The following is a 19,943-nucleotide window of genomic DNA, read 5'->3' on the forward strand; positions in this document are numbered from 1 at the left end:
CGGCATCGGAGGAACCGACGCCGCGAACGGGAGCACATCGTCTCCCGGCGCAACGGGGGCACGTTCGCCCCCGGCGCAGACGCTATGGCACGGTGCGGGTCACGGTGCGCATGGTGACGAACTCCTCGGCCGAGGTCGGATGCAGGCCGATGGTGCGGTCGAAATCGCGCTTGGTCAGGCCCGCCGTGACGGCCACGGCGATGCCCTGCATCATCTCCGGCGTGTCGTCGCCCAGCATGTGCGCGCCGACCACGCGCTGGCTGTCCCGATCCACCACCAGCTTCATCACCGTCTTTCGAGCGCGGCCCGACAGGGTGTGCCGCATGGGAGTGAAGCGGGAGATGTAGATGTCGGCAGGGCCTTTGGCGACCGCCTCGCCTTCGGTGAGGCCCACGCTGGCCAAAGGCGGGGAGAAAAACACCGCCTTCGGCGTGGTGTCGAAGCTCCAGTCGCGCTTGCCGTCGCCGAACAAGCGCTCGGCCAGGATATGGCCTTCGGCGATCGCCACCGGGGTGAGGTTGAGCTTGTTGGACACGTCGCCGACGGCATAAAGCCCGCGGATGCTGGTCTGGCTGTCCGGCCCGACCTTGATCCGGCCCTGCTCGTCGGTCTCAACCCCGGCCTTGTCCAGACCGAGCCCGTCGGTGTTGGGCGCGCGACCGACGGCGAAGAACACCAGATCGGTCTCCCAGCCGGTCTCGTCGTTCAGCGTGACACGCTTGGCGTCGCCGGCTTCCTCGATCTTGTGCAGGGTCTTGCCGCAATGGATGCGGATGCCGCGCGCGTCGATCGCCTCCGCGAGCGCTTCGCGCAGATCCTCGTCGAAGCCGCGCAGAGGCAGGGCCTGACGGTAGATCAGGTCCACCTCGGAGCCGAGCCCGGCGAAGATGCCGGCGAACTCGACGCCGATATAGCCGCCGCCGACGATGGTGACGCGCTTCGGACGTTCGGGAAGGAAGAAGGCCTGATCGGAGGTGATGCCGAGATCGTCGCCTTCGATATGCGGCTGCTTCATCGCCTTTCCGCCCGTGGCGATGACAATTCGTTCGGCAGTGACGCGCCTGGGCTCGAAATCGGGATCGAGCGGGCCGGGTTCGAGCACCAGCGTATGCGCATCCTCGAACCGGGCGAAGGCCTCGAACATGGTGACCCCGGCATTGCCGAGCGTGCGCTCGTAGGCGCCGTTCAACCGGCTGATCTCGCGGTCCTTGGCCTCGATCAGCTTGCGCCAATCGTGCTCGCCACGCTCCGCATGCCAGCCGAACGCCCGCGCATCCTCGATCTGATCGCCGTATTCGCCGACCTGGACGAGCAGCTTCTTCGGCACGCAGCCGACATTGACGCAGGTGCCGCCCCAGTAGCGGCCCTCGGCAATGCCGACGCGGGCGCCGTGGCCGCCGGCGATGCGGGCGCAGCGCACGCCGCCGGAGCCGCCGCCGATGACGAACAGATCGAAATCATACTGCATCGGAAAAGCCTATTTCTCGGCGAACGCCTTCTCGACCACATAGGCGCCGGGGCGGGAATTATTGCCTTCGTCGAAGCCGCGCTCTTCCAGCATGTGCTTCAGATCGGCCAGCATGGCCTCGCTGCCGCAGATCATGACGCGGTCGTGCTCGGGGTCGATCGGATCGATGTTCAGATCCGTGAACATCTTGCCGCTCTTGATCAGGTCGGTGAGGCGTCCGGTGGTCTGGAATTCCTCGCGGGTCACGGTCGGGTAGTAGAGCAGCTTGGCCGCGACGTCCTCGCCGAGGAACTCGTGCTGCGGCAGTTCGTGGCGGATGTGGTTGGCATAGGCCAGCTCGCCGGAGGTGCGGACGCCGTGCGCCAGGATCACGCGGTCGAAGCGCTCATACACCGCCGGATCCTTGATCAGCGCCATGAACGGCGCGAGGCCGGTGCCGGTGGCCAGCAGATACAGGTTGCGGCCGGTGCGCAGATTGTCGACCAGCAGCGTGCCGACCGGCTTGCGGCCCACCAGCACAATGTCGCCGGGCACGATCTTGCAGAGCTGCGAGGTGAGCGGGCCGTCCGGCACCATGATGCTGAGGAACTCGAGCTGTTCCTCGTAATTGGCCGAGGCGATCGAGTAGGCGCGCAGCAGCGGCTTGCCGTCCAGCTCCAGGCCGATCATCGCGAACTGGCCGTTCTCGAAGCGGAGCGACGCGTCGCGCGTGGTGGTGAAGGAGAACAGGCGGTCGGTCCAGCGCGTGACGGTGAGCACCGTCTCGGCGTTCAGATGACCGTAGGTTTTGGTGGGCGGCGCCAGCACGGACGTTGCGTGATCGAGTACCGTGTCGGACATTCCGTTCATGCTCCACTTCTTCGCCGCCGGTGCCGGTTCGGGCCCGGCTCCGGCGTATGGCCGGTCGTTCCGCCGCCATGCTGCAACGCCGCATCACATAGGTGAGCCTGCGCGCTCCCGCCAGCATAAAGGTTTCATGACAGCGTCCAGCCCTGCGGCACGGTCGGCCCGATGAGCGAGTCGCCGCAACCCCCTGCCCCGCTCGATCCCCGCCTCGCCGTCAGCCGGCTGCTGGGGGCGAGCTGTCCGGTTCTGGAGCCGGGCCATGTCTGGCTGGCCGGTGCCGGACCCGGCGATCGCGGCCATTTGACGCTGCACGCCTTGTGCGGACTGATCCAGGCCGATGTGATCGTGTTCGACGCCCTGGTCGATCCGGGCGTGCTGGACTTGGCGCGGCCGGAAGCGGTGCGGGAATTCGCCGGCAAGCGCGGCGGGCGGCCGTCGATGCACCAGAGCGACATCTCCGCGCGCCTCGTCGCGCTGGCCCGGGACGGAAAGCGGGTGCTGCGGTTGAAGGGCGGCGATCCCTACGTGTTCGGGCGCGGGGCGGAGGAGGCGCTGATCCTGGCGCGGGAGAACGTGCCGTTCCGGATCGTGCCCGGGCTCACCGCTGGCCTCGCAGGTCTGGCCGCTGCCGGAATTCCGGCCACCATGCGCGGCGTGAACCAGGCGATCCTGCTCGCGACCGGGCATAGCGCGGAGGGCGAAGCCGATCCCGTTTCCGGGCTCGACTGGGAGGCGATCGCCCGGCTGGACCAGCCCGTGGTGCTCTACATGGCCGTGCGGAATCTGGGCGCGATCGCGCAGCGGTTGATGGGCGCCGGGATGGATCGTGCCATGCCGGCGGCGGCGATCTCTCGCGCGGCGACGCCGGATCAGCGTCTTGTGGTGGGAACGCTCGACACGCTGCCGGGCCTGTTGGAACAGGTGCGCCTGCCGACGCCGGCACTGATCGTGATCGGCCGGATCGTGTCTGCGCGGGATGCGCTGTTGGGACTGGCGGCGCAGGCGGAGGCGATGGCCGGGCTCTGAACCCCGCCGCCTATCGCGCCGCGCGTTCCCAGAGCAGGTCGGTCCGCCCGTCCTCGTTCAGATGGCGGGCCAGAACGAAGCCGTAATCCGACAACCGGTTCAGGGTCTGCACCACCAGCGGATTGATCGTTTCGGTCGCCGCAAGCGTCACCACCCGCCGCTCGGCCCGGCGAACGATCGCACGGACGAGATGCGCGTGCGCCGCGGCAAGGCTGCCGCCCGGAAGTACGAAGCTGTCCAACGGAGCCTGCGTCTGCGCCATGCGGGCGATCTCGGCGTCGAGAAAGGCGAGCAGGTCGCCGCCCAGGCGAAACCGGCCATCGGTGCCGGGAATGCAGAGATCGCCGCCGAGGTCGAACAGCCCGTTCTGGATGCGCCGCAAAGCGGCTTCCAACTCGGGGCGGTCCCCGAGATGGGCGCGCAGCACGCCCAGCGCGGAATTGGCCTCGTCCACCGTGCCATAGGCTTCCACGCGCGCGGCGTCCTTGGCGGTCCGGGTGCCGTCGCCGAGGCTGGTCTGGCCGGAATCGCCGCCGCGCGTGACCACCTGATCGATGCGGATCGGCACGGCTCAGTTCTCGATCGTCTGCAGGACCTCGAAGCCCTCGAACTGCGGACCGCCGAGATAGAGCGAGCGACGCTCCGGGTTGCCGGCGCGACTATGGGCGGCACGAAACTGCTCGGAGCGGGTCCAGCCCTCGAAATCGGCCCTGCTGCTCCAGACCGTGTGCGAGGAATACAGCACGTGGTCCTCCGCCACCGGGCCGCGCAGAAGGTGAAACACTTCGAAGCCGGGCACGCCGCGCAGGAACACTTCGCGATCGAGCCACATGCGTTCGAATTCCTCCGTCGCATCCGGCAGGACACGGAACCGGTTCATGGCGATATACATGCAGATGCTCCAGGGCCCGGAAACGGAAACGCCGCCCCCGCGCGAACGGGGACGGCGCCGATCATCCACCCGTCACGAGGACAGGTGAAGCCGCTTAGTTGCTGCTCGGCTCGGCGTGATGACGCGCGGCATGGTGCATGCGGTGCTGCGCATGAGCCACGAGCGCCTGCGCGTCGGCCAGATGCTGCTGCACGGTCGGCAGCGTGTCGGCGGCGAACTTCTTCAGGTCCGGATCGGTGCCGTTGGTGGCCTCGTTCTGGAACAGGGTCACCATCTCCTGGTGGTCGGCGATCTGGGCGGCGACATACTGGCGATCGAACATCCGGCCCTTCAGCGCCTTCAGATCGTTCTCTTGCTTCATCTGCACGTCGCTGATGTCGGCCGGGAGGGTCACGTTCTTCGCGGTCGCGATCTGCTTCAGCTGATCGTCGGCGGTGGTGTGGTCGGCCACCATCTTGTTCGCGTAGGCCTTGATCTTCGGGTTACGCGCCATGCTGAGGGCGAACTGCGCTTCCTGGATCTCGGTCATGCCGCCCTGCGCGGCGGAGGTGATGAAGCTCGCATCGGCGGCGGCCAGCGGCGGCGGCGCGGGCGGAGCCGGCGGGGTGGCCGGGGTGTTGTCGGCACACGCGGCGACGGGCAGGACGGCGAGGGCGAAAGCCCAGCGAGCATAACGGTTCATGGAGAATCCTTGGCGACGGGGACAGGGCGGAAGTTGTTCCGTCCCGAGAACTCCCCGGGTTCGGGCCGTGTAACGCCGGATCATGACAATCGTTCGGCAGCCGTTCGGATATTATTGCAACCCTGTCAGGCGCGCATGCGGTCTACCGCGTCGATCAAGGCGCGTCTGGTGCCGGGTTCGAGCGCGGAATGTCCGGCATCCGGCACGACCGTGAGACGAGCGCCGGGCCATTGCGCCGCCAGATCGAATGCGCTGACCGTCGGACACACCATGTCGTAGCGGCCCTGGACGATCTCGGCCGGCAGATGCGTGATCGCGTGCATCCGGCCGAGCAGACCTTCGGGCGGCAGAAACAGCCGGTTGCGGAAATAATGCATTTCGATCCGTGCCAGCCCCAGCGCGGCACGATCGCGCGCGAAGCTCGACACCTGCGCTTCCACCGGCAGCAGGGTCGAGCAGGTGCCCTCGTAGAACGACCAGGCCCGCGACGCCGGCAGATGGATCGCGGGATCGGGGTCGAGCAGGCGCTTTTCGTAGGCCGAAAGCAGATCGCCACGCTCTTCCGACGGCACGTGGTTGGCGAAGGCGGCGTGCGCGTCGGGGAACACGGTCCGCAACCCGTAGAGAAACCAGTCCAGCTCCTGGTCCCGCCCCAGAAACACACCGCGCAGAACGAGCCCGGCGACGCGATCGGGATGGGCCTGCGCGTAGCAGAGAGCAAGCGTGGAGCCCCAGGAACCGCCGAACAGGGTCCAGCTTTCGATGCCGTGGAAACGGCGCAGGGCCTCGATGTCGTCGATCAGGCGGTGGGTGTCGTTGTCACGCAGGCTGGCCTGCGGCCGCGAGCGGCCCGAGCCGCGCTGATCGTAGATCACCACCCGCCAATGCGCCGGATCGAAGAAACGGCGATGCACGGTCCCGGCTCCGGCGCCGGGACCGCCATGGAGAAACAGGATCGGCTGGCCGCGCGGATTGCCGACCTGCTCCCAGTACATCAGGTGCGGCTCGAATCGCGGTTCCGACGGGGCGGTCGGCTTGCCGTCCTCGAGAGGCAGAAAGCCGGCGGCGTAAGGCTCGATCTCGGGAAACAGGTCGCCGCGTGGCATGGCGGCACTATACAAGCGGCGGGTCGTGCCGCCAGCCCGCGCGGATGCGCGCCCGGCTTCGCGTCAGGGACGGTTCGGGCTACATCGAGACCGATGCACACCCCCGCCCCCTCGCCGCCGGCTTCGCGCGAATCGCGGTTGTTCCTGTGTGCCGGCGCGCTGTTCGGGCTGCTCACCGTGCTGCTGGGGGCACTGGCCGCGCATCTGCCGGACATGGCGTTCGCGCCGGGCGGCCGGGCGTTCCTGCGCACCCAGGTCGAGATGCAGGGATGGCACATGGCAGCGCTGCTGGCGACGGGTCTGCTGATCGAACGGCGCGCGGGGCGCGGCCTCGTGCTGCTGCGTTCGGCCGGGTGGTGCTTCGTGCTCGGCCTTTGCTGCTTCTGTGCGGGTTTGTCCGCGCTCGGCTTCTGGGGCTCGGCGACGCTCGCGCATCTGGCGCCTTTCGGCGGATCGGTGCTGATGCTGGGATGGTTTCTCCTGTTTCTGGGCTGCGTGCGCCGATGATCCGAAGCGCCTATCTCGCCAGCGAGGGCAACGAGGCGGTCCTCGCCGAGGAGTTGGTCCGTCGCGGCGCGCCCGTGGAGCGCTGGCACGGTCGGCTGGCTCTGTCGTCCGCACCGCCCGCCGATGCGCTCTGGTCGCTGGATAGCTGGCTCGCGCCGGAAACCGTTCCGATCGGCTCGATCGCCGATGCGGCCCGGGCTCTGCGCGACCGGCAGCGCAACTGGTCGAACTACGCGGTGGACTGGACCGGCCGGTCGAAGCTGATCGTGGAGCGGCTTCCGCCGGTGAAAGGCGCCGCCCTCCGCTTTCCGCAGGCAGCCCCGACCGCACCGCTCGGCGCCTGGACGCTGCTGGCGCCCGACACGCTGCTGCTCAGCACGCGCAAGACCAGCCCGTTTCCGGACGGGCAGGCCCGTTTCGTGGAGGATCGCGAAGGGCCGCCGTCGCGCGCCTATCTCAAGCTCTGGGAAGCCTGCGCGCGCGTCGGCGTCTGGCCGCAGCCCGGCGATCGCTGCGCCGACCTGGGTGCCACGCCGGGCGGCTGGAGCTGGGCGATCGCGCAGCTCGGCGCCTCGGTGATGGCGGTGGACCGCGCGCCGCTCGATCCGCGCGTCCTGGCGATGCCGGGCGTCGCCTTCCGGCAGGAAAGCGCCTTCGGCCTGGCACCGGAGATGCTGGCACCGCCGGACGGACCGCCGCTCGATTGGGTGTTCAGCGACATCATCGCCTATCCGGCGCGTCTGCTCGGGCTGGTGCGGCGCTGGATCGACTCCGGCCGGGCGCGACGCATCGTCTGGACCGTGAAGTTCCAGGACCCGACCGACCACGACGCCGCCGACGCCTTCGCGGCGATCCCCGGCGGCCGGCTGCTGCACCTGTCGCACAACAAGCACGAGCTGACCTTCTTCTGGAACGCCGAGGGCTGAGTTCTATGGAACGGTATGCTGCCGGACGGGTAAAGGCAGGAAGAGTCTTCTTTTTCTGAAGAAAAAGAAGCAAAAAGACTTTCATCCGTTTGGATTGCGTAGAACGCGACTGCTCGAAGGCAAACAAGCAGGAATTCTTTTGGTTCTTTCTTTCAAGAAAGAACATCTAATCCGGTCGCCGCGCTTCCGCACCCTGATCGAGCCAGCCCGCTTCGCGAAGAGACGCGACCGCGCCGCGAGAAACGGGGGCGGTCAATCCGCCGCGAAGCCGCAGCCGCATCGCACGCGGCGTTCCTTCGATCGCCTGCACGACGTCACGCGCGACCCACCAGGAGCGATGCGTCCGCAATCCATCGACATGCGCCTGGGCGGCGATCGCATCGGTCATGGTCATGTGCAGCAACACGGAGCCCGTTCCGGTGTGGGCGCGCACGTAGTGGTCTTCCATCTGCAACGCGACGGTGCCGGGTGGCAGCGTCGCAGGCACCCGATCCTCCACACGCGGTTCGACCGGCGGAGGGACCGCCGCCACTGGTTCATGCCGGTCGGGGCGGACGAGTGCCGCAACGGTCGCGATCGTGCTGATCACAACGGTCTCGAGATACCACCCATCCCAGCCGATTCCGGCATGGGACAAGCCCGGCCAGAGCGCCATGGCAAGGCTGTGCGACAGTACCGCTTCCGGCAGACTCGCCGCCAGGATCGCAAGGGCGACGAACGCGAGGCGCCATCCTCCACGCGCAGGCGCGCGACGGAGCGCGACCCGAAGCGCACCTCCAAGCAGCAGCGCCCCGGCCCACATGGTCAGCACCCAGTAGGCGCAGCGGATCGGCCACCCGCCGTTCAGGAAACTGCCGAAAGGGCCGAGCACACCCAGGACGATACCGGCCAGGGTGATCGCCGACGCCGTCCGCCAGGGGACACCGGTCGGTCGCGGCCCGAGCCTGGCCGTTCGCCCGCCGGCGCGCCCGTTCGCCCATTCACGAAAAGGCGCTGGAACGCGAGCGGCGGCGGCCTCACGGACGGGTGGCACCAACGGGATCTCCTTCATGCATCGCCTGCTTCTGCTGAGCTTGTCCGCCCTTCTATGGCTTCTGCCACCGCTCGGCGCACGGGCCGCGCCCGGCATCGTCGGGTTCGAACATACCTCCATGCCGGACGGCACCGAGATCGGCATCTGGTATCCCTCGCGTGGGCTGGAAACGACGCAGCGCCTCGGTCTCTACACACAGAGTGCCGTCCTGAACGGAAAGCCTGTCGGGACGGCGATGCCGCTGATCGTGATGTCGCACGGACAGGGCGGCTCGTTCGCAGGACATGCCGACACGGCGGAAGCCCTCGCCGCGAACGGCTTCGTGGTCGCGGCCCTGACGCATCCCGGCGACAACTGGCGCGACCAGTCGCATGCCACCGCCGTGGCCGACCGGCCGGTGGCGCTCGGCAGGCTGATCGACTTCATGATCGAGACCTGGCCGCACAGGGCGATCATCGATCCGGCACGGATCGGCGCGTTCGGCTTTTCCGCAGGCGGCTTCACGGTGCTGGCTCTGGCCGGCGGTCGTCCGGATCTCGGCGCGATGACGGCGCATTGCCGGACGCATCCGGATTTCTTCGACTGCCGCCTGCTGCGCGCCCATCCGGTCCAGACCGTTCCCTGGACCGTGCGGGCAGACGCTCGCCTGCGCGCCATCGTCGTTGCCGCACCCGCGCTCGGCTTCGCGTTCGATCGCGGCGGGCTTTCTCCGGTTCGTATCCCCGTGCAGCTCTGGAGCGCCGCGAACGACCATCTCCTGCCGCCGCGGTTCTACGCGAACGCGGTACGCGACGCCCTTCCCCTGCCGCCGGAATTCCACAGCGTTCCCGACGCCGATCATTTCGACTTTCTCGATACCTGCGCCGATCCGTCGATCATGCCGGTCATCTGCCGCCCGGCGCCCGGTTTCGACCGGGCCGCCTTCCACCGGGCGTTCGATGCGGCGGTCGTGCGGTTCTTCGAACAGGCGATGCCCGAGAAGCGGACGGGCTGATCGCGGCACGACACGCCCCTGCCCCTGTTCAATCCGGCGCCCGGCATGGTCACATGCGTCTCATGACCCATATGCCGCGCTTCTCCGAAATCCATGCCGAGACCCCGACACGGGAGGGAATCGAGGCCCGCTATCACGCGCTCGACGCCCTCCTGGACCAGAACGATCTCGCGCAGGCGCTGCGCGACTGGGACGAGGAGCGGCGGCGCTACGAGAGCTGGTCGGCGCTGGTGCATCTCGCCTTCTCGCGTGACACAACCAGCGAGAAAGCGAAGGCGGACCGAGATTACGCCGACGCGCTCTCGCCTCTGGTGTCGCGGTTCGAAACGGCGATGCGCCGTCGCCTGCTGGCGTGGCCGGACCGCGCGGCGGTGGAGGCCATCGTCGGCGCGCATGTGCTGCGTCTCTGGGAGGGCGACATCGCCACCTTCGACCCGGCGATCGAGGCCGATCTGGAAGAGGAAGCGAGGCTCTGCGCGCGCTACACCGAGTTGCTCGCTTCGGCGCGCGTGACGGTGGCAGGCACCACCACCAATCTGTCGGGTCTGGCGCCGTTCGGGGAATCGCTGGATCGCGATCTGCGTCACGAGGCGGCGCAGGCGCAATGGGGCTTCTTCGCGTTCCATGCGGAGGAGCTGGACTCGCTCTACGACCGGCTGGTGAAGCTGCGTCACGGCATGGCGCTGAAGCTCGGCTACAAGAGCTACACCCCGCTCGCCTACAAGAAGATGCGCCGCGTCGATTACGGCCCGGAGGACGTGGCCCGCTTCCGCGAGGAGGTGGTGCGCCATGTGGTGCCGCTGGTGGGGCGTCTGCTGGAAAAGCGACGCGCCACGCAGGGCTGGGACAGGCTCCATTCCTGGGACGAGAACCTGATCGACCCGGCCGGCAATCCGAAGCCGATCGGCGACCACGACGTTCTGGTGGAACAGGCGCAGACCATGTTCGACCGCATGGACCCGCAGATGGGCAGCTTCTACCGCGCCATGCGCGAGGGCGGATTCATGGATCTGCGCAATCGCGAGGGCAAGGCGGGCGGCGGGTTCTGCACCTCCTTCCCCACCGCGGGCATGCCGTTCATCTTCGCGAACTTCAACGGCACGCATGGCGACATCAACGTGTTCACCCATGAGATGGGGCACGCGTTCCAGAACTGGATGAGCCGCGACCTGCCGGGCGTGGACGTGCTGTGGCCGACCATGGAAGCGGCCGAGATCAACTCCATGGCGCTCGAGTTCCTGTCCTATCCGCAGATGGATCTGATGGTGGGCGCGGATGCGGCCGACCGCTTCCGGCGCATGCACATGATCGGCTCGCTCGCGTTCTTTCCTTACGGCGTCTGCGTCGATCATTTCCAGCACGAGGTCTACGCTCATCCGGAAATGAGCCCGGCCGAGCGCAACGCCACCTGGAAACGTCTGGAGGCGATCTACCTGCCCTGGCGCGATTACGGCGATCTGGCGCATCCGGCCGGCGGCGGCCGCTGGCAGTCGCAGCTGCATATCTACCGCCTGCCCTTCTATTATATCGACTACGCCCTGGCGCAGTGCTGCGCGATGCAGTTCTGGATCGCCGGCGAGACCGACCGGGCGGATGCGGTGCGCCGCTACGTCGATCTGGCCGCGCTCGGCGGTTCGGCACCGTTCACCGAACTCGTGCGCTCCGCCGGTCTGGTGTCGCCGTTCGAGCCGGGCGCGCTGGAAGCCGTCGTGCGTCGCGCCGAGGCGCTGTTGGCCTGATCACCCGGCTGGAAAACGACGCGGGCCAGTGGAAAACGCTTGCCCGCGCCAGAGCGTCGCGAATATATGAACATATATCGATATGTTGGAGCCATGCTCGATACGGATCAGAGCCGTCGTCTGGCGGAGATCTTCGGCCTGCTCGGCGAGCCGAACCGCCTGTTTCTCGTGATCGCCTGTCTGGACGGTCCGCGCGGCGTCGGCGATCTCGCCGAGGCGGCGGGACTCGGCCAGTCGCTGGTGTCGCATCATCTTCGCCTGCTGCGCGGCGCGCGGCTTCTGCGGGCGATGCGGTCCGGCAAGCAGGTCTTCTACGAGATCGCCGACGGGCATGTCCGCACCATGCTGTCCAACATGATCGACCACATGATCGAGCCGCATCATGCGGACTCGCCCGAAGGAGAAGAGCCGTGAGTGTGACCGTCGACCAGGTGAAGTGCGCCTGCACCGATTGCGTGTGCATCGTGAATGTCGGCAAGGCCGTCGAGCGCGAAGGCCGCGCCTATTGCAGCGATGCCTGCGCCACCCACCACCAGGACGAGGTCGGCTGCCACCATGCCGGCTGCACCTGTCACGGCTGAAAGCTGAAATGGCGCCGGGTTCCGTCCCGGCGCCGCCCTGTTTCTGCCGCGCCTGCCCTGTGCTGTCCGTCGTGCGGCGCAGAGGGGTTTCCCTTGCTCGACCGCTCTGCCAGTGTCGGCAGCTTGTTCACATCAATGCCATATCCGGCAGCCAAGGGACCGTCCGGGCTGTTCGCCGACTGTTCGTCCCTGTCACGTTTGCGGATGCGCGGGCGGGAAAGACGTTCCTTCTCCGCAGAGCGTCCGGTCGTGAGGCTCGGTGCCAGCCGCGCACGGCTGACCCGAACAAACGAAAATCTTTTCGCTTCGTCATCTCCAGGAAAAGAAGACCTCTTCCGTTCTCGTCCGGAGGGACGGACCGGACCGCTGCTGCCTTCGCGCGGACCGCCGCTCGCCACCTGCCACGTTCCGACCCTCAGCCCAAACCCTTCCGGCCGCATCGGCTCCGACGATCCGGCCGCAGGAGCACGACCATGCCCGACATCTTTCCGTCCGATCCGTCCGAACCCCAGGCCATTCCTCCGGCCGGCGTCGACGCGGCGACGATCCAGCACGCCGACCACATCGCCCGCCATTGGCACAGCAACGTGCCCGGCCCGATCGAGCCCGGCAGCGTCGGGCATCGCAACGCCATGGCCCGCATGTTCAGCGAAACCTTCAATCCGTACAAGCCTGCGGTGATCGACTGGCCGGTTCTGGACCAGGAGACGCTGAAGCGCATCACCTCCCTGCCGATCTGGGACATCGCGGTGCAGACCGAGGGCAAGGCGCGGCTGCGCATGGCCGCCTATGCCGCGACGATCGCCGACCCTGTGATCCGCGAAGCGATCGCGCGCAACGGCTGGGAAGAGAACCGCCACAAGGAGGTTCTGTCGCGCATGGTCGCGTTCTACGGCATCGAACTGGCGCCGGAGCCGGAATATCTCGAACCGCGCGATCCGGAATGGGCCTATCTGGTCACCGGGTTTTCCGAATGCGTCGACAGCTTCTTCGCCTTCGGCCTGTTCGCCATGGCCGATCGCTCCGGCTTCTTCCCCGCAGCCCTGATCGACACCTTCGAGCCGGTGATGCAGGAAGAATGTCGTCACATCCTGCTGTTCGCGAACTGGCTTGCCTGGCATCGCCGCACCATGCCGGCCTGGCGCCGCCCCTGGTTCGAGCTTCGCGTGGCTGCCGTCTGGGCGTTCCTGGGCTGGGAGCGCATGGGGCTCGCCCGTTCCATGGACGCCAATGGCGAGGAGGTCGTGCAGGACAACAACTTCACCGTGAACGGCACCAAGGCGGTGTCGGACGTGGATCTCAGCCTGCCCGAGCTGATGGAGCTCTGCCTGAGCGAGAACGATCGCCGGTTCGCGGGCTATGACGAGCGTCTGCTGCGCCCGACCACCATGCCCGGCCTGACTCGCGCGGCGCTCGGCGCGATCCGCGTCGCGAAGGAGCTCAAGGGGTCGCCCGAGCGGGCGGAAGCCCGGCGTGCACGGCACAAGGCGCGCATGGCGGAGCGCAAGGCGGCCCGGCGCGCCCGGAATCCGGCGCCGGTGCAGGATCGCATCGTCGCCGGCTCCGAGCAGCACAAGGAGCATTTCTGCGCCCAGTTCATCGCCACCTATCAGGACTACGATCCCGAAACGCTGCCCTGGCCGGAGCTGACCGAGGAAGAGTTGGCAAGATTGCGGGGCGTGCCGTTCTGGCAGGAGGTGTTCCACACCGAGCGCCGCGCCGCCGCGATCGTCGATGCGTTCACGCCCCAGATCACCGATCCCGTGGTGCGGGAAGCGGTCGCCCTGCAGGGACGCGAGGAAAAGCGCCACGCCGACCTTCTGCGCGTCATGATCAAGCGTTACGGGCTCGATGCCGAGGAACAGCCGATGGAGCAGTTTCCGGTGGATCTGGAAACGGCGTTCATCGATTTCGGCTTCGGCGAGTGCCTGGACGCGTTTCTCGGCTTCGGCGCCTTCAAGACGGCGCGCGAAAGCGAATTTCTCCCGAAAGGCATGTTCGACATCTTTGACGTGCTGATGTTCGAGGAAACGCGGCACATCGTGTTCTTCATCAACTACATGGCCTGGCGCGAGAAGAAGCGCGGCCTGGGTGCTGCGCGACGCGCGATCAAGTCCACCCGCTTCTACGGACGCGCCGGCAAGCGACTGCTGGGGATGGTGAGTCGCGGGCAGGAAGCGAATGACGGCAAGGATTTTGCCGTGACCCAGGCCAATCTGTTCCTGGACGGGTTCTCGTTCCGCAATTTCGTCGAGGATTGCTATCGCGAGAATGCGCGCCGGATGAGCGAGTTCGACCCCGCGCTGATGCAACCTCGGCTGTTGCCGGCGATGGCCGGCCTCGCCGTCAGGGGGCTCCAGGTCTGGGATCGCGCACGGCCGCATCTGCGCGAGCAGCACAAGCCGGAAGCCCTGGCGCAGGCTTAAAAAAGAGGGGCCGGGTTCGGCCCCTTTCACGCCCGGCGACAGAGAGGCTATCGGTACCGATCTCGAGCCATCCGGTGCCGGCGCATGGGGAGATGAACTGGACTGCGCAGCATTATGGCTCAGCCGTTATTCGCCACCGGATCGCCCGTTCAAGACCGCTGACGGCAAAGAGAACAGGTGCCTGCGTAGGGCCCCTTGGCGCCCCGGCCTCACGCCGCGGTCAGCAGCCTAATTGCCCGAGGTCGCATTGAACTTGGCACAGGCCAGCTCCTGCGCGCCGGCCTGACAGGCCTTCTGCGCATCCGGGGCGCAAGCGCTCTCCGCATTCTCGTAATCGGAGTCCAGCACGTCGCGGGCGATGTCCGCGTTGGTATCGGCGTGGTCGCCACTCGCGGACTGGCGGGTCACGCCGGCCACCTGATCCTCGGTCTGGTGCACACGCGTCATCGCCTCGAGACAGCTCTTGCCCGCCGCGTCCTGATGGATGCGCAGAACCCCCAGCGCCGCGTCGAGCTTCCGCTTGGCGCCACTCTCCTCCTGCGCCGACGCGGCATAGCCGAGCGGCAGGGCCAGGAGAACGAGAGCGGCGAGCGAAAACCTGGAACGCATCGGCGGAACAACCCTTCTGTGGCGGCCGATCCTGCCACGGACCGGCCGCGAAAACGAACCCGAACGGCAGAATTCAGCCGTGACGGGCGTCCCAGCTCGCCAGAAGGTCCACATCGGCCTGCGGCGTCATGGTGCGGGCATTGCCGAGGGTCTTGGCACCGTCGGGATTCAACAGCTTGCCATCCGGCGTGACCACCAGGACCGTCGGGATCTGGGTGACGTGGACGCCGTATTTCTGCGGCACGTCCAAGTTGCGGTTGAAATGGTCGACGTTGACCGGCACCTCGACGAAGCGGCTTTCTACCCAGGGCTTCACCTCGGCCATGTTCATGACGCCGCTGAGGATGCGGCAATCGGGGCACCAGTTCGCCCCCAGATCGATCAGCACGTTGCGGTTGCTGCGCTTGGCTTCGGCGAAAGCGGCGTCCAGCGCCGGATGCGGATCGGCATCCACCTCCGGATAGGGATGCGCGTTCGGCACCGGCTGCGTGGTGGGCAGGTTGGCGGGAACCGGCACGGCCTCGGCGTGCGCGGCGGTGCCGGCCAGAACGGATGCCAGAACCAGAACGGAAGCAAGGCGCATCGTCGGTGATCTCCTTCAAACGGGCGGCGCCGGTTTCGCCGGATCCGGTCGCAACAGATAAGCGCCGATCCCTTCCGGCCGGAAGGGCGCTGGCGAAGCGCTGTCATAGATCGGAACGACCGCCGTCCGGGGCAAGCCGTTGTGCGATCGGCGGCATCGGCTGCTAGAACGGGTTCGTCATGCCGATCTCCCGCTCCCGCCCCCGCACCGCCGGCACCCCCATCAGGCCGCAACCGCCGACCCGTTCGTCCGGCCGCCGCCTGGCGACGCGCGTCCTGGTGGCGTTGCTGGCCGGTTTGTGTCTAGTGGGTCTGGAGAAGCTCGGCTTTCTGGACAAGCTCACCGGACGCACCGTGCTGCCCTCTCAGGTAGACTGGAACAACGACTACCCACTGATCCAGCATCTGCGGCAGCTGGTGATCGATCGCGGACTGACCAAGGATTCCGCCGAGTGCCTGCTGTTCATCGTCAACGGCAACGATCCGCCGGACGCGGTGCGGATGCGGGTGCTGGAGAAGCATTCCGGCTCCTGCCCCGGCGACAAGAAGACCCTGCCGCAATTGTTCACCCTGGAAGTGAATCGCGGCGCGCATACGGTGCGCACCGACGCCGGCACGCCCGGCCAGTTCCACGATCTGCCCTGAAGGACACGGCGCGGCGATGGTTGAAGCGAGCGGAACCGCACATGCGGACGAAGCGGTCACGGAGCCGAAGCGCCGCGATTTCCTGACGCTGGTGACCCTGGCCGCGACCGGCGTGGCCGGCGCGGGCTTCGTTTGGCCGTTCCTGGACAGTTTGAGCCGCACCGATCCCGGCGCCGTCGCCGCCCCCGTGGACGTGGATCTTTCGCCCCTCCAGCCGGGCCAGCAGGTCGTGGTGGTCTGGGGCGGCAAGCCCGTCTTCGTCGTGCGACGCGACGCCGAGGCCTTGCAGCGCCTGCAGGACCCGGCTCTGGATCGGCGCCTGCGCGACCCCGACTCGCACGCGCTGCAGCAGCCGCGCTATGCCGCCAACTGGCACCGCTCGATCGCGCCGGAATACGGCGTGCTGCTCGGAATCTGCACCCATCTCGGCTGCGTGCCGAAATTCCGGCCGGTGCCGGATGCGGGCGCAGGTTTCCCCGGCGGCTATGCCTGCCCCTGCCACGGCTCGCGCTTCGATCTGGCCGGGCGCGTGCTCTCGGGTTCGCCCGCGCTCTACAATCTGCCCGTGCCGCCCTATTCCATGCTGGGCGCCACCAAGCTGCGTATCGGCGAGAACGGCAGCGAGCCGGGCTACAGCCTGGACGACGTGCAGCAGCTCTGAGCCCCTATCCGGGCCCCTTGACGCGGCCGGCCGGCGCGATCAGGGTCCGCCCCGCCAGACGGCCGGACGGTCGCTGTTCTTCATCCGCTTCGGCGGATGGAGGATGGAGGAAAGTCCGGGCTCCATGGGAGAACGGTGCCGGCTAACGGCCGGCGGGGGCGACCCCAGGGACAGTGCCACAGAAAACAAACCGCCCGTACGGCGTGCAGGACCAAGGCGACGAGGTTCGGCATTTTGCGGGTAAGGGCGAAACGGTGCGGCAAGAGCGCACCGCGCTTCCGGCAACGGCGGCGGCAGGGCAAACCCCACCGGGAGCAAGACCGAATAGGGGCGGCAGGAGCGTTCGCGCTCCGGGGGTTCTCCCACCCCGTCGTCCGGGTTGGTCGCGCGAGGCGCGCAGCGATGCGCGTCCCAGAGGAATGACCGTCGCATGGGCGAAAGCCCGTCGTACAGAACCCGGCTTACAGGCCGTCTGGCATTTTCCCACCCGATCAGAACCCCGTGGCGGCACGGCGCGCACATTTCGTCGCCGCGTCTCGTGCTGTGATACAACAGTCGCGAACGGAACAGGAACACGTTGCGTTTCCGTCACAGTTTCCGTGATGTCGCCACTCCAAAAGACTCGCCAAACACAATGATTCCGTTTGGTTTTTCGCTCGCTTTTGTTTGACCGCCCATGAAATCCCATGGTATCCCATGATTGCCCAAGGTTCACCGGGCATCGCGCCTGCTCGGCATCGCCTGCCCGCCGCAGCACGACGGTGACGGTTCGATACCCGGCGTCATTGGAATGCGGCGTCGCGCGGTGTCGCGCATGCAGGTGGGGAGGAAGGATTGAGCGTCTTCCTCGGCACCCACCAGAACCGCATCGACGCCAAGGGCCGCGTTTCGATCCCTGCTCCGTTCCGCAGCGTCCTGCGCGCCCGGCAGGAACACGCGTCCGCCGACGACGCCCTGCTGGTTCTGCGCCCGTCGGCCAAGCATCCGTGCATCGAAGCCTGGCCCTCCGCCGCTTTTCTGGCGCTCGGCCCCAATATCGACACGCTCGATCTGTTCAGTGACGACCAGGAAGACATGGCGCTTTCGCTTTATGCGGACGCCTATCCGATCGACCCTGACAAGGAAGGCCGAATCACGCTACCCGAGCTTCTGTCGTCTCACGCCTCGCTGACCGATTCGGTAATTTTCATGGGCTTAGGCCGCTATTTTCAGATCTGGGAGCCGGCGGCCGCCGAACGTCGTCGTTCGGACGCGCGTACGCGGGCCCGCGGCCTGACCCTGCCGGCCAGGCCCGGCGCGGCGGGTGAGGCATGAACGCCATGTCCGCCCTGTCGCGGATCGAGAGCGGCCACGCCCCGGTGATGCTGCGCGAGATCGTCGAGCATCTGCGCCCGGCCGATGGCGGCACCTATCTCGACGGCACGTTCGGCGGCGGAGGCTATGCCCGCGCCATTCTCGCCGCCGCCGACTGCACCCTCTACGCCATCGACCGGGATCCGGACGCGATCGCCCGCGGCCGGACGCTCGCCGCCGATCTGCGCGCCGAGACCGGCGCCGACCGTTTGCGGATGGTGGAGGGCGGCTTCGGCGACATGCGGGCGCTGCTCGCTGCGGAAGGCGTGTCCGCGCTCGACGGCGTGGTGCTCGATCTCGGCGTGTCCTCGTTTCAGATCGATCAGGCCGAGCGCGGCTTCTCGTTCCGCGCCGACGGCCCGCTCGACATGCGCATGAGCCGCAGCGGCCCGACGGCCGCCGATCTGGTGAACACCCTGCCCGAGACCGAGCTGGCCGACGTGATCTACCAGTACGGCGAGGAGCGCCTGTCGCGACGCATCGCCCGCGCCATCGTCGCCGCCCGTGTGGAAGCGCCGTTCGAGACGACGCTGCAGCTCGCCTCGGTGATCCGTCGCGTGGTGCCGGCGGACCGTTCCGGCATCGACCCGGCCACGCGCTCGTTCCAGGCTCTGCGCATCCGCGTCAACGACGAGCTGGGTCAGATCGAGCGCGGCCTGGAACAGGCGGCATCGCTGCTGCGTCCCGGCGGCCGTCTGGTGGTGGTGTCGTTTCATTCGCTGGAAGACCGCATCGTGAAGCGCTTCATGGCCGCCGCCGCCGGGCGCGGTCCGGCGCCGTCGCGGCACGATCCGCGCGCGCAGATGCGCCCCGACGCCCCCGCCCCGTTCCGTCTGGTCTCCGGCAAGGCCCTGCGCCCGGCCGACACCGAAACCCGTCACAACCCCCGCGCGCGCAGCGCCAAGCTGCGCACGCTGGAACGTTTGCCCGCCACCGATATGCCCCCCTTGTCGCCCGGAGAGGCACGATGATCCGATCCTTCACCTGCGTGTGCGCGCTGCTCGCCGGGGCGTCCGGGCTCTACCTGTATTCGGAAAAGCACCGCACCACGCTGCTGGACCAGAAGATCTCGCACATCGTCGCCGACACGCAGCAGATCCGCGAGCGCACCGCGATGCTGCGCGCGGAATGGGCGCTGCTGAACCAGCCGGATCGTCTGCAGCAGCTCTCGACCCGCTTCCTGCCGCAGCTCGGCGCGATGGCGCCGACCCAGTTCGTGCAGATGGCGTCGCTCGACTCCCGGCTGCCCCCCGTGGGCCCGGAAACCCCGCCGCACCCGATCGCCACGCCGGAAACCGCCCCCTCCCTGGTGGGCGCGAAGCCGGCGCCAGCCGCCCCGGCCGCGGAACCCCTACCGGACGCCGAGGGCGCCGCGATCGCCCGCGTCGAACCGAAGCGCCCCGCCGTTCCCGCCGCTGCCCCGGAGGCGATGCAGGTCGCGTCGGCCCAGCCGCTCCCGGCGCCGCACGCGGCCGTTACCCGCGCGGCACAGATCAAGCCGAAGGCGCAGCGTCGCGACGTGCAGATCGCCGAGGCCGACGAGGCGACCGACACGACAACGGCCGATCCGGCGCAGCACCGCGCCGTCGCGCATGCCCCGGTCCGCGCCCCGCATATCGCAGCGCCGGTTCGTCTGGCGTCGGGCACCGCGACCCGCCCGGCAGTGAACGCCGCGCCGAGCTATGGCCACCCGCCGGTGATCGCCGCCGCGGCATGGCATCCGTCGCACCAGAGCTGGCCGTCGGCGCGCCCGGCGACCTATTCCGCCCCGGCAACGCCGTCGATCGGCTCGGCTCTCGGCTCCTCGCTCGGTTCGTCGCGCTCGTCCCTGCCGGCGCCGGTGCCGGTCTCGGACGGCAACTGATCC

The 19,943-nt window shown here is 67.9% G+C and carries 21 protein-coding genes, 1 other RNA gene and 1 pseudogene; 14 read left to right on the forward strand and 9 right to left on the reverse strand.

Going from position 1 to position 19,943, the window contains the following annotated elements; translation table 11 throughout:
* Nucleotides 1-82: 82 nt before the first annotated feature.
* Together gorA and ACZ5BM_RS03485 are read right to left on the reverse strand one after the other, a co-directional pair.
* Nucleotides 83-1,468: an NAD(P)/FAD-dependent oxidoreductase gene (gorA, locus tag ACZ5BM_RS03480; RefSeq protein WP_498909975.1), complete on the reverse strand. Its 1,386-nt coding sequence runs from the start codon at nt 1,466-1,468 to the stop codon at nt 83-85.
* Between the two features lie 9 nt (nt 1,469-1,477).
* Nucleotides 1,478-2,317, reverse strand: coding sequence for a ferredoxin--NADP reductase (locus tag ACZ5BM_RS03485; protein ID WP_498909976.1), 840 nt, complete (start codon nt 2,315-2,317; stop codon nt 1,478-1,480).
* A 162-nt stretch (nt 2,318-2,479) separates the two neighbouring features.
* Here ACZ5BM_RS03485 and cobA point away from each other — a divergent pair, with 162 nt between their 5' ends.
* Nucleotides 2,480-3,340, forward strand: coding sequence for a uroporphyrinogen-III C-methyltransferase (cobA, locus tag ACZ5BM_RS03490; protein ID WP_498909977.1), 861 nt, complete (start codon nt 2,480-2,482; stop codon nt 3,338-3,340).
* Nucleotides 3,341-3,350: 10 nt separating this feature from the next.
* Here the strand turns inward: cobA and ACZ5BM_RS03495 are convergent, their stop codons facing one another.
* From ACZ5BM_RS03495 to pip, 4 genes are all read right to left on the reverse strand, one after another.
* Nucleotides 3,351-3,908, reverse strand: a complete 558-nt coding sequence (locus ACZ5BM_RS03495; RefSeq protein ID WP_498909978.1) for an ATP:cob(I)alamin adenosyltransferase — start codon at nt 3,906-3,908, stop codon at nt 3,351-3,353.
* Nucleotides 3,909-3,911: 3 nt separating this feature from the next.
* Nucleotides 3,912-4,232 (reverse strand): antibiotic biosynthesis monooxygenase family protein, encoded by a 321-nt coding sequence (gene hmuQ / locus ACZ5BM_RS03500; protein ID WP_498909979.1) that lies wholly within the window; start codon nt 4,230-4,232, stop codon nt 3,912-3,914.
* A gap of 94 nt (nt 4,233-4,326) precedes the next feature.
* Entirely contained in the window at nt 4,327-4,914 is a 588-nt protein-coding gene (locus ACZ5BM_RS03505; protein ID WP_498909980.1) for a DUF4142 domain-containing protein, read from the reverse strand.
* Nucleotides 4,915-5,039: 125 nt separating this feature from the next.
* Nucleotides 5,040-6,020 (reverse strand): alpha/beta hydrolase family protein, encoded by a 981-nt coding sequence (gene pip / locus ACZ5BM_RS03510; protein ID WP_498911467.1) that lies wholly within the window; start codon nt 6,018-6,020, stop codon nt 5,040-5,042.
* A 93-nt stretch (nt 6,021-6,113) separates the two neighbouring features.
* On the opposite strand from pip, the gene ACZ5BM_RS03515 reads away from it, so the two are divergent.
* Together ACZ5BM_RS03515 and ACZ5BM_RS03520 are read left to right on the forward strand one after the other, a co-directional pair.
* Nucleotides 6,114-6,527 carry a DUF423 domain-containing protein gene (locus ACZ5BM_RS03515; protein WP_498909981.1) on the forward strand — a complete coding sequence of 138 codons (414 nt, stop codon included), beginning with the start codon at nt 6,114-6,116 and terminating at the stop codon, nt 6,525-6,527.
* Nucleotides 6,524-7,453, forward strand: a complete 930-nt coding sequence (locus ACZ5BM_RS03520; protein WP_498909982.1) for a class I SAM-dependent methyltransferase — start codon at nt 6,524-6,526, stop codon at nt 7,451-7,453. Before ACZ5BM_RS03515 ends, ACZ5BM_RS03520 begins: the two co-directional genes overlap by 4 nt.
* Before the next feature lie 166 nt (nt 7,454-7,619).
* On the opposite strand, the gene ACZ5BM_RS03525 is transcribed toward ACZ5BM_RS03520, so the two are convergent.
* Nucleotides 7,620-8,486: a LytTR family DNA-binding domain-containing protein gene (locus ACZ5BM_RS03525; protein WP_498909983.1), complete on the reverse strand. Its 867-nt coding sequence runs from the start codon at nt 8,484-8,486 to the stop codon at nt 7,620-7,622.
* Between the two features lie 16 nt (nt 8,487-8,502).
* Here ACZ5BM_RS03525 and ACZ5BM_RS03530 point away from each other — a divergent pair, with 16 nt between their 5' ends.
* The 5 genes and pseudogenes from ACZ5BM_RS03530 to ACZ5BM_RS03550 form a co-directional block, all read left to right on the forward strand.
* A complete protein-coding gene (locus ACZ5BM_RS03530; protein WP_498909984.1) occupies nt 8,503-9,480 on the forward strand; it encodes an alpha/beta hydrolase family protein in 978 nt (325 codons plus the stop codon).
* A 53-nt stretch (nt 9,481-9,533) separates the two neighbouring features.
* Nucleotides 9,534-11,219 (forward strand): M3 family oligoendopeptidase, encoded by a 1,686-nt coding sequence (locus ACZ5BM_RS03535; protein WP_498909985.1) that lies wholly within the window; start codon nt 9,534-9,536, stop codon nt 11,217-11,219.
* Nucleotides 11,220-11,312: 93 nt separating this feature from the next.
* The gene (locus ACZ5BM_RS03540; RefSeq protein ID WP_498909986.1) at nt 11,313-11,633 is read left to right on the forward strand and encodes an ArsR/SmtB family transcription factor; all 321 of its coding nucleotides are present in this window, start codon (nt 11,313-11,315) and stop codon (nt 11,631-11,633) included.
* Nucleotides 11,630-11,800 carry a metallothionein gene (locus ACZ5BM_RS03545; RefSeq protein WP_498909987.1) on the forward strand — a complete coding sequence of 57 codons (171 nt, stop codon included), beginning with the start codon at nt 11,630-11,632 and terminating at the stop codon, nt 11,798-11,800. The genes ACZ5BM_RS03540 and ACZ5BM_RS03545 overlap by 4 nt, the downstream gene beginning before the upstream one ends.
* Nucleotides 11,801-12,273: 473 nt before the next feature.
* Nucleotides 12,274-13,206, forward strand: a pseudogene (locus tag ACZ5BM_RS03550) (ferritin-like domain-containing protein); the annotation flags it as partial.
* 1,248 nt (nt 13,207-14,454) lie between these two features.
* Here ACZ5BM_RS03550 and ACZ5BM_RS03555 read toward each other — a convergent pair.
* Entirely contained in the window at nt 14,455-14,835 is a 381-nt protein-coding gene (locus ACZ5BM_RS03555; RefSeq protein WP_498909988.1) for a hypothetical protein, read from the reverse strand.
* A 73-nt stretch (nt 14,836-14,908) separates the two neighbouring features.
* On the reverse strand, nt 14,909-15,418 hold the full coding sequence (locus ACZ5BM_RS03560; RefSeq protein WP_498909989.1) for a thioredoxin domain-containing protein: 510 nt from the start codon (nt 15,416-15,418) through the stop codon (nt 14,909-14,911).
* A gap of 179 nt (nt 15,419-15,597) precedes the next feature.
* Between ACZ5BM_RS03560 and ACZ5BM_RS03565 the strand changes: the two genes are divergently transcribed.
* The 6 genes from ACZ5BM_RS03565 (at nt 15,598) to ftsL (ending at nt 19,940) form a co-directional block, all read left to right on the forward strand.
* Nucleotides 15,598-16,062 (forward strand): hypothetical protein, encoded by a 465-nt coding sequence (locus ACZ5BM_RS03565; protein ID WP_498909990.1) that lies wholly within the window; start codon nt 15,598-15,600, stop codon nt 16,060-16,062.
* A 16-nt stretch (nt 16,063-16,078) separates the two neighbouring features.
* Entirely contained in the window at nt 16,079-16,723 is a 645-nt protein-coding gene (gene petA, locus ACZ5BM_RS03570; protein WP_498909991.1) for a ubiquinol-cytochrome c reductase iron-sulfur subunit, read from the forward strand.
* A gap of 54 nt (nt 16,724-16,777) precedes the next feature.
* Nucleotides 16,778-17,203, forward strand: an RNA gene (gene rnpB / locus ACZ5BM_RS03575) — RNase P RNA component class A.
* 354 nt (nt 17,204-17,557) lie between these two features.
* Nucleotides 17,558-18,037, forward strand: a complete 480-nt coding sequence (gene mraZ, locus ACZ5BM_RS03580) for a division/cell wall cluster transcriptional repressor MraZ (protein WP_498909992.1) — start codon at nt 17,558-17,560, stop codon at nt 18,035-18,037.
* Entirely contained in the window at nt 18,034-19,047 is a 1,014-nt protein-coding gene (gene rsmH / locus ACZ5BM_RS03585; protein WP_498909993.1) for a 16S rRNA (cytosine(1402)-N(4))-methyltransferase, read from the forward strand. Before mraZ ends, rsmH begins: the two co-directional genes overlap by 4 nt.
* Nucleotides 19,044-19,940 (forward strand): Cell division protein FtsL, encoded by an 897-nt coding sequence (ftsL, locus tag ACZ5BM_RS03590; protein ID WP_498909994.1) that lies wholly within the window; start codon nt 19,044-19,046, stop codon nt 19,938-19,940. Before rsmH ends, ftsL begins: the two co-directional genes overlap by 4 nt.
* Nucleotides 19,941-19,943: the final 3 nt, after the last annotated feature.

Source organism: Lichenicola sp. GTC18331 (assembly GCF_055386855.1).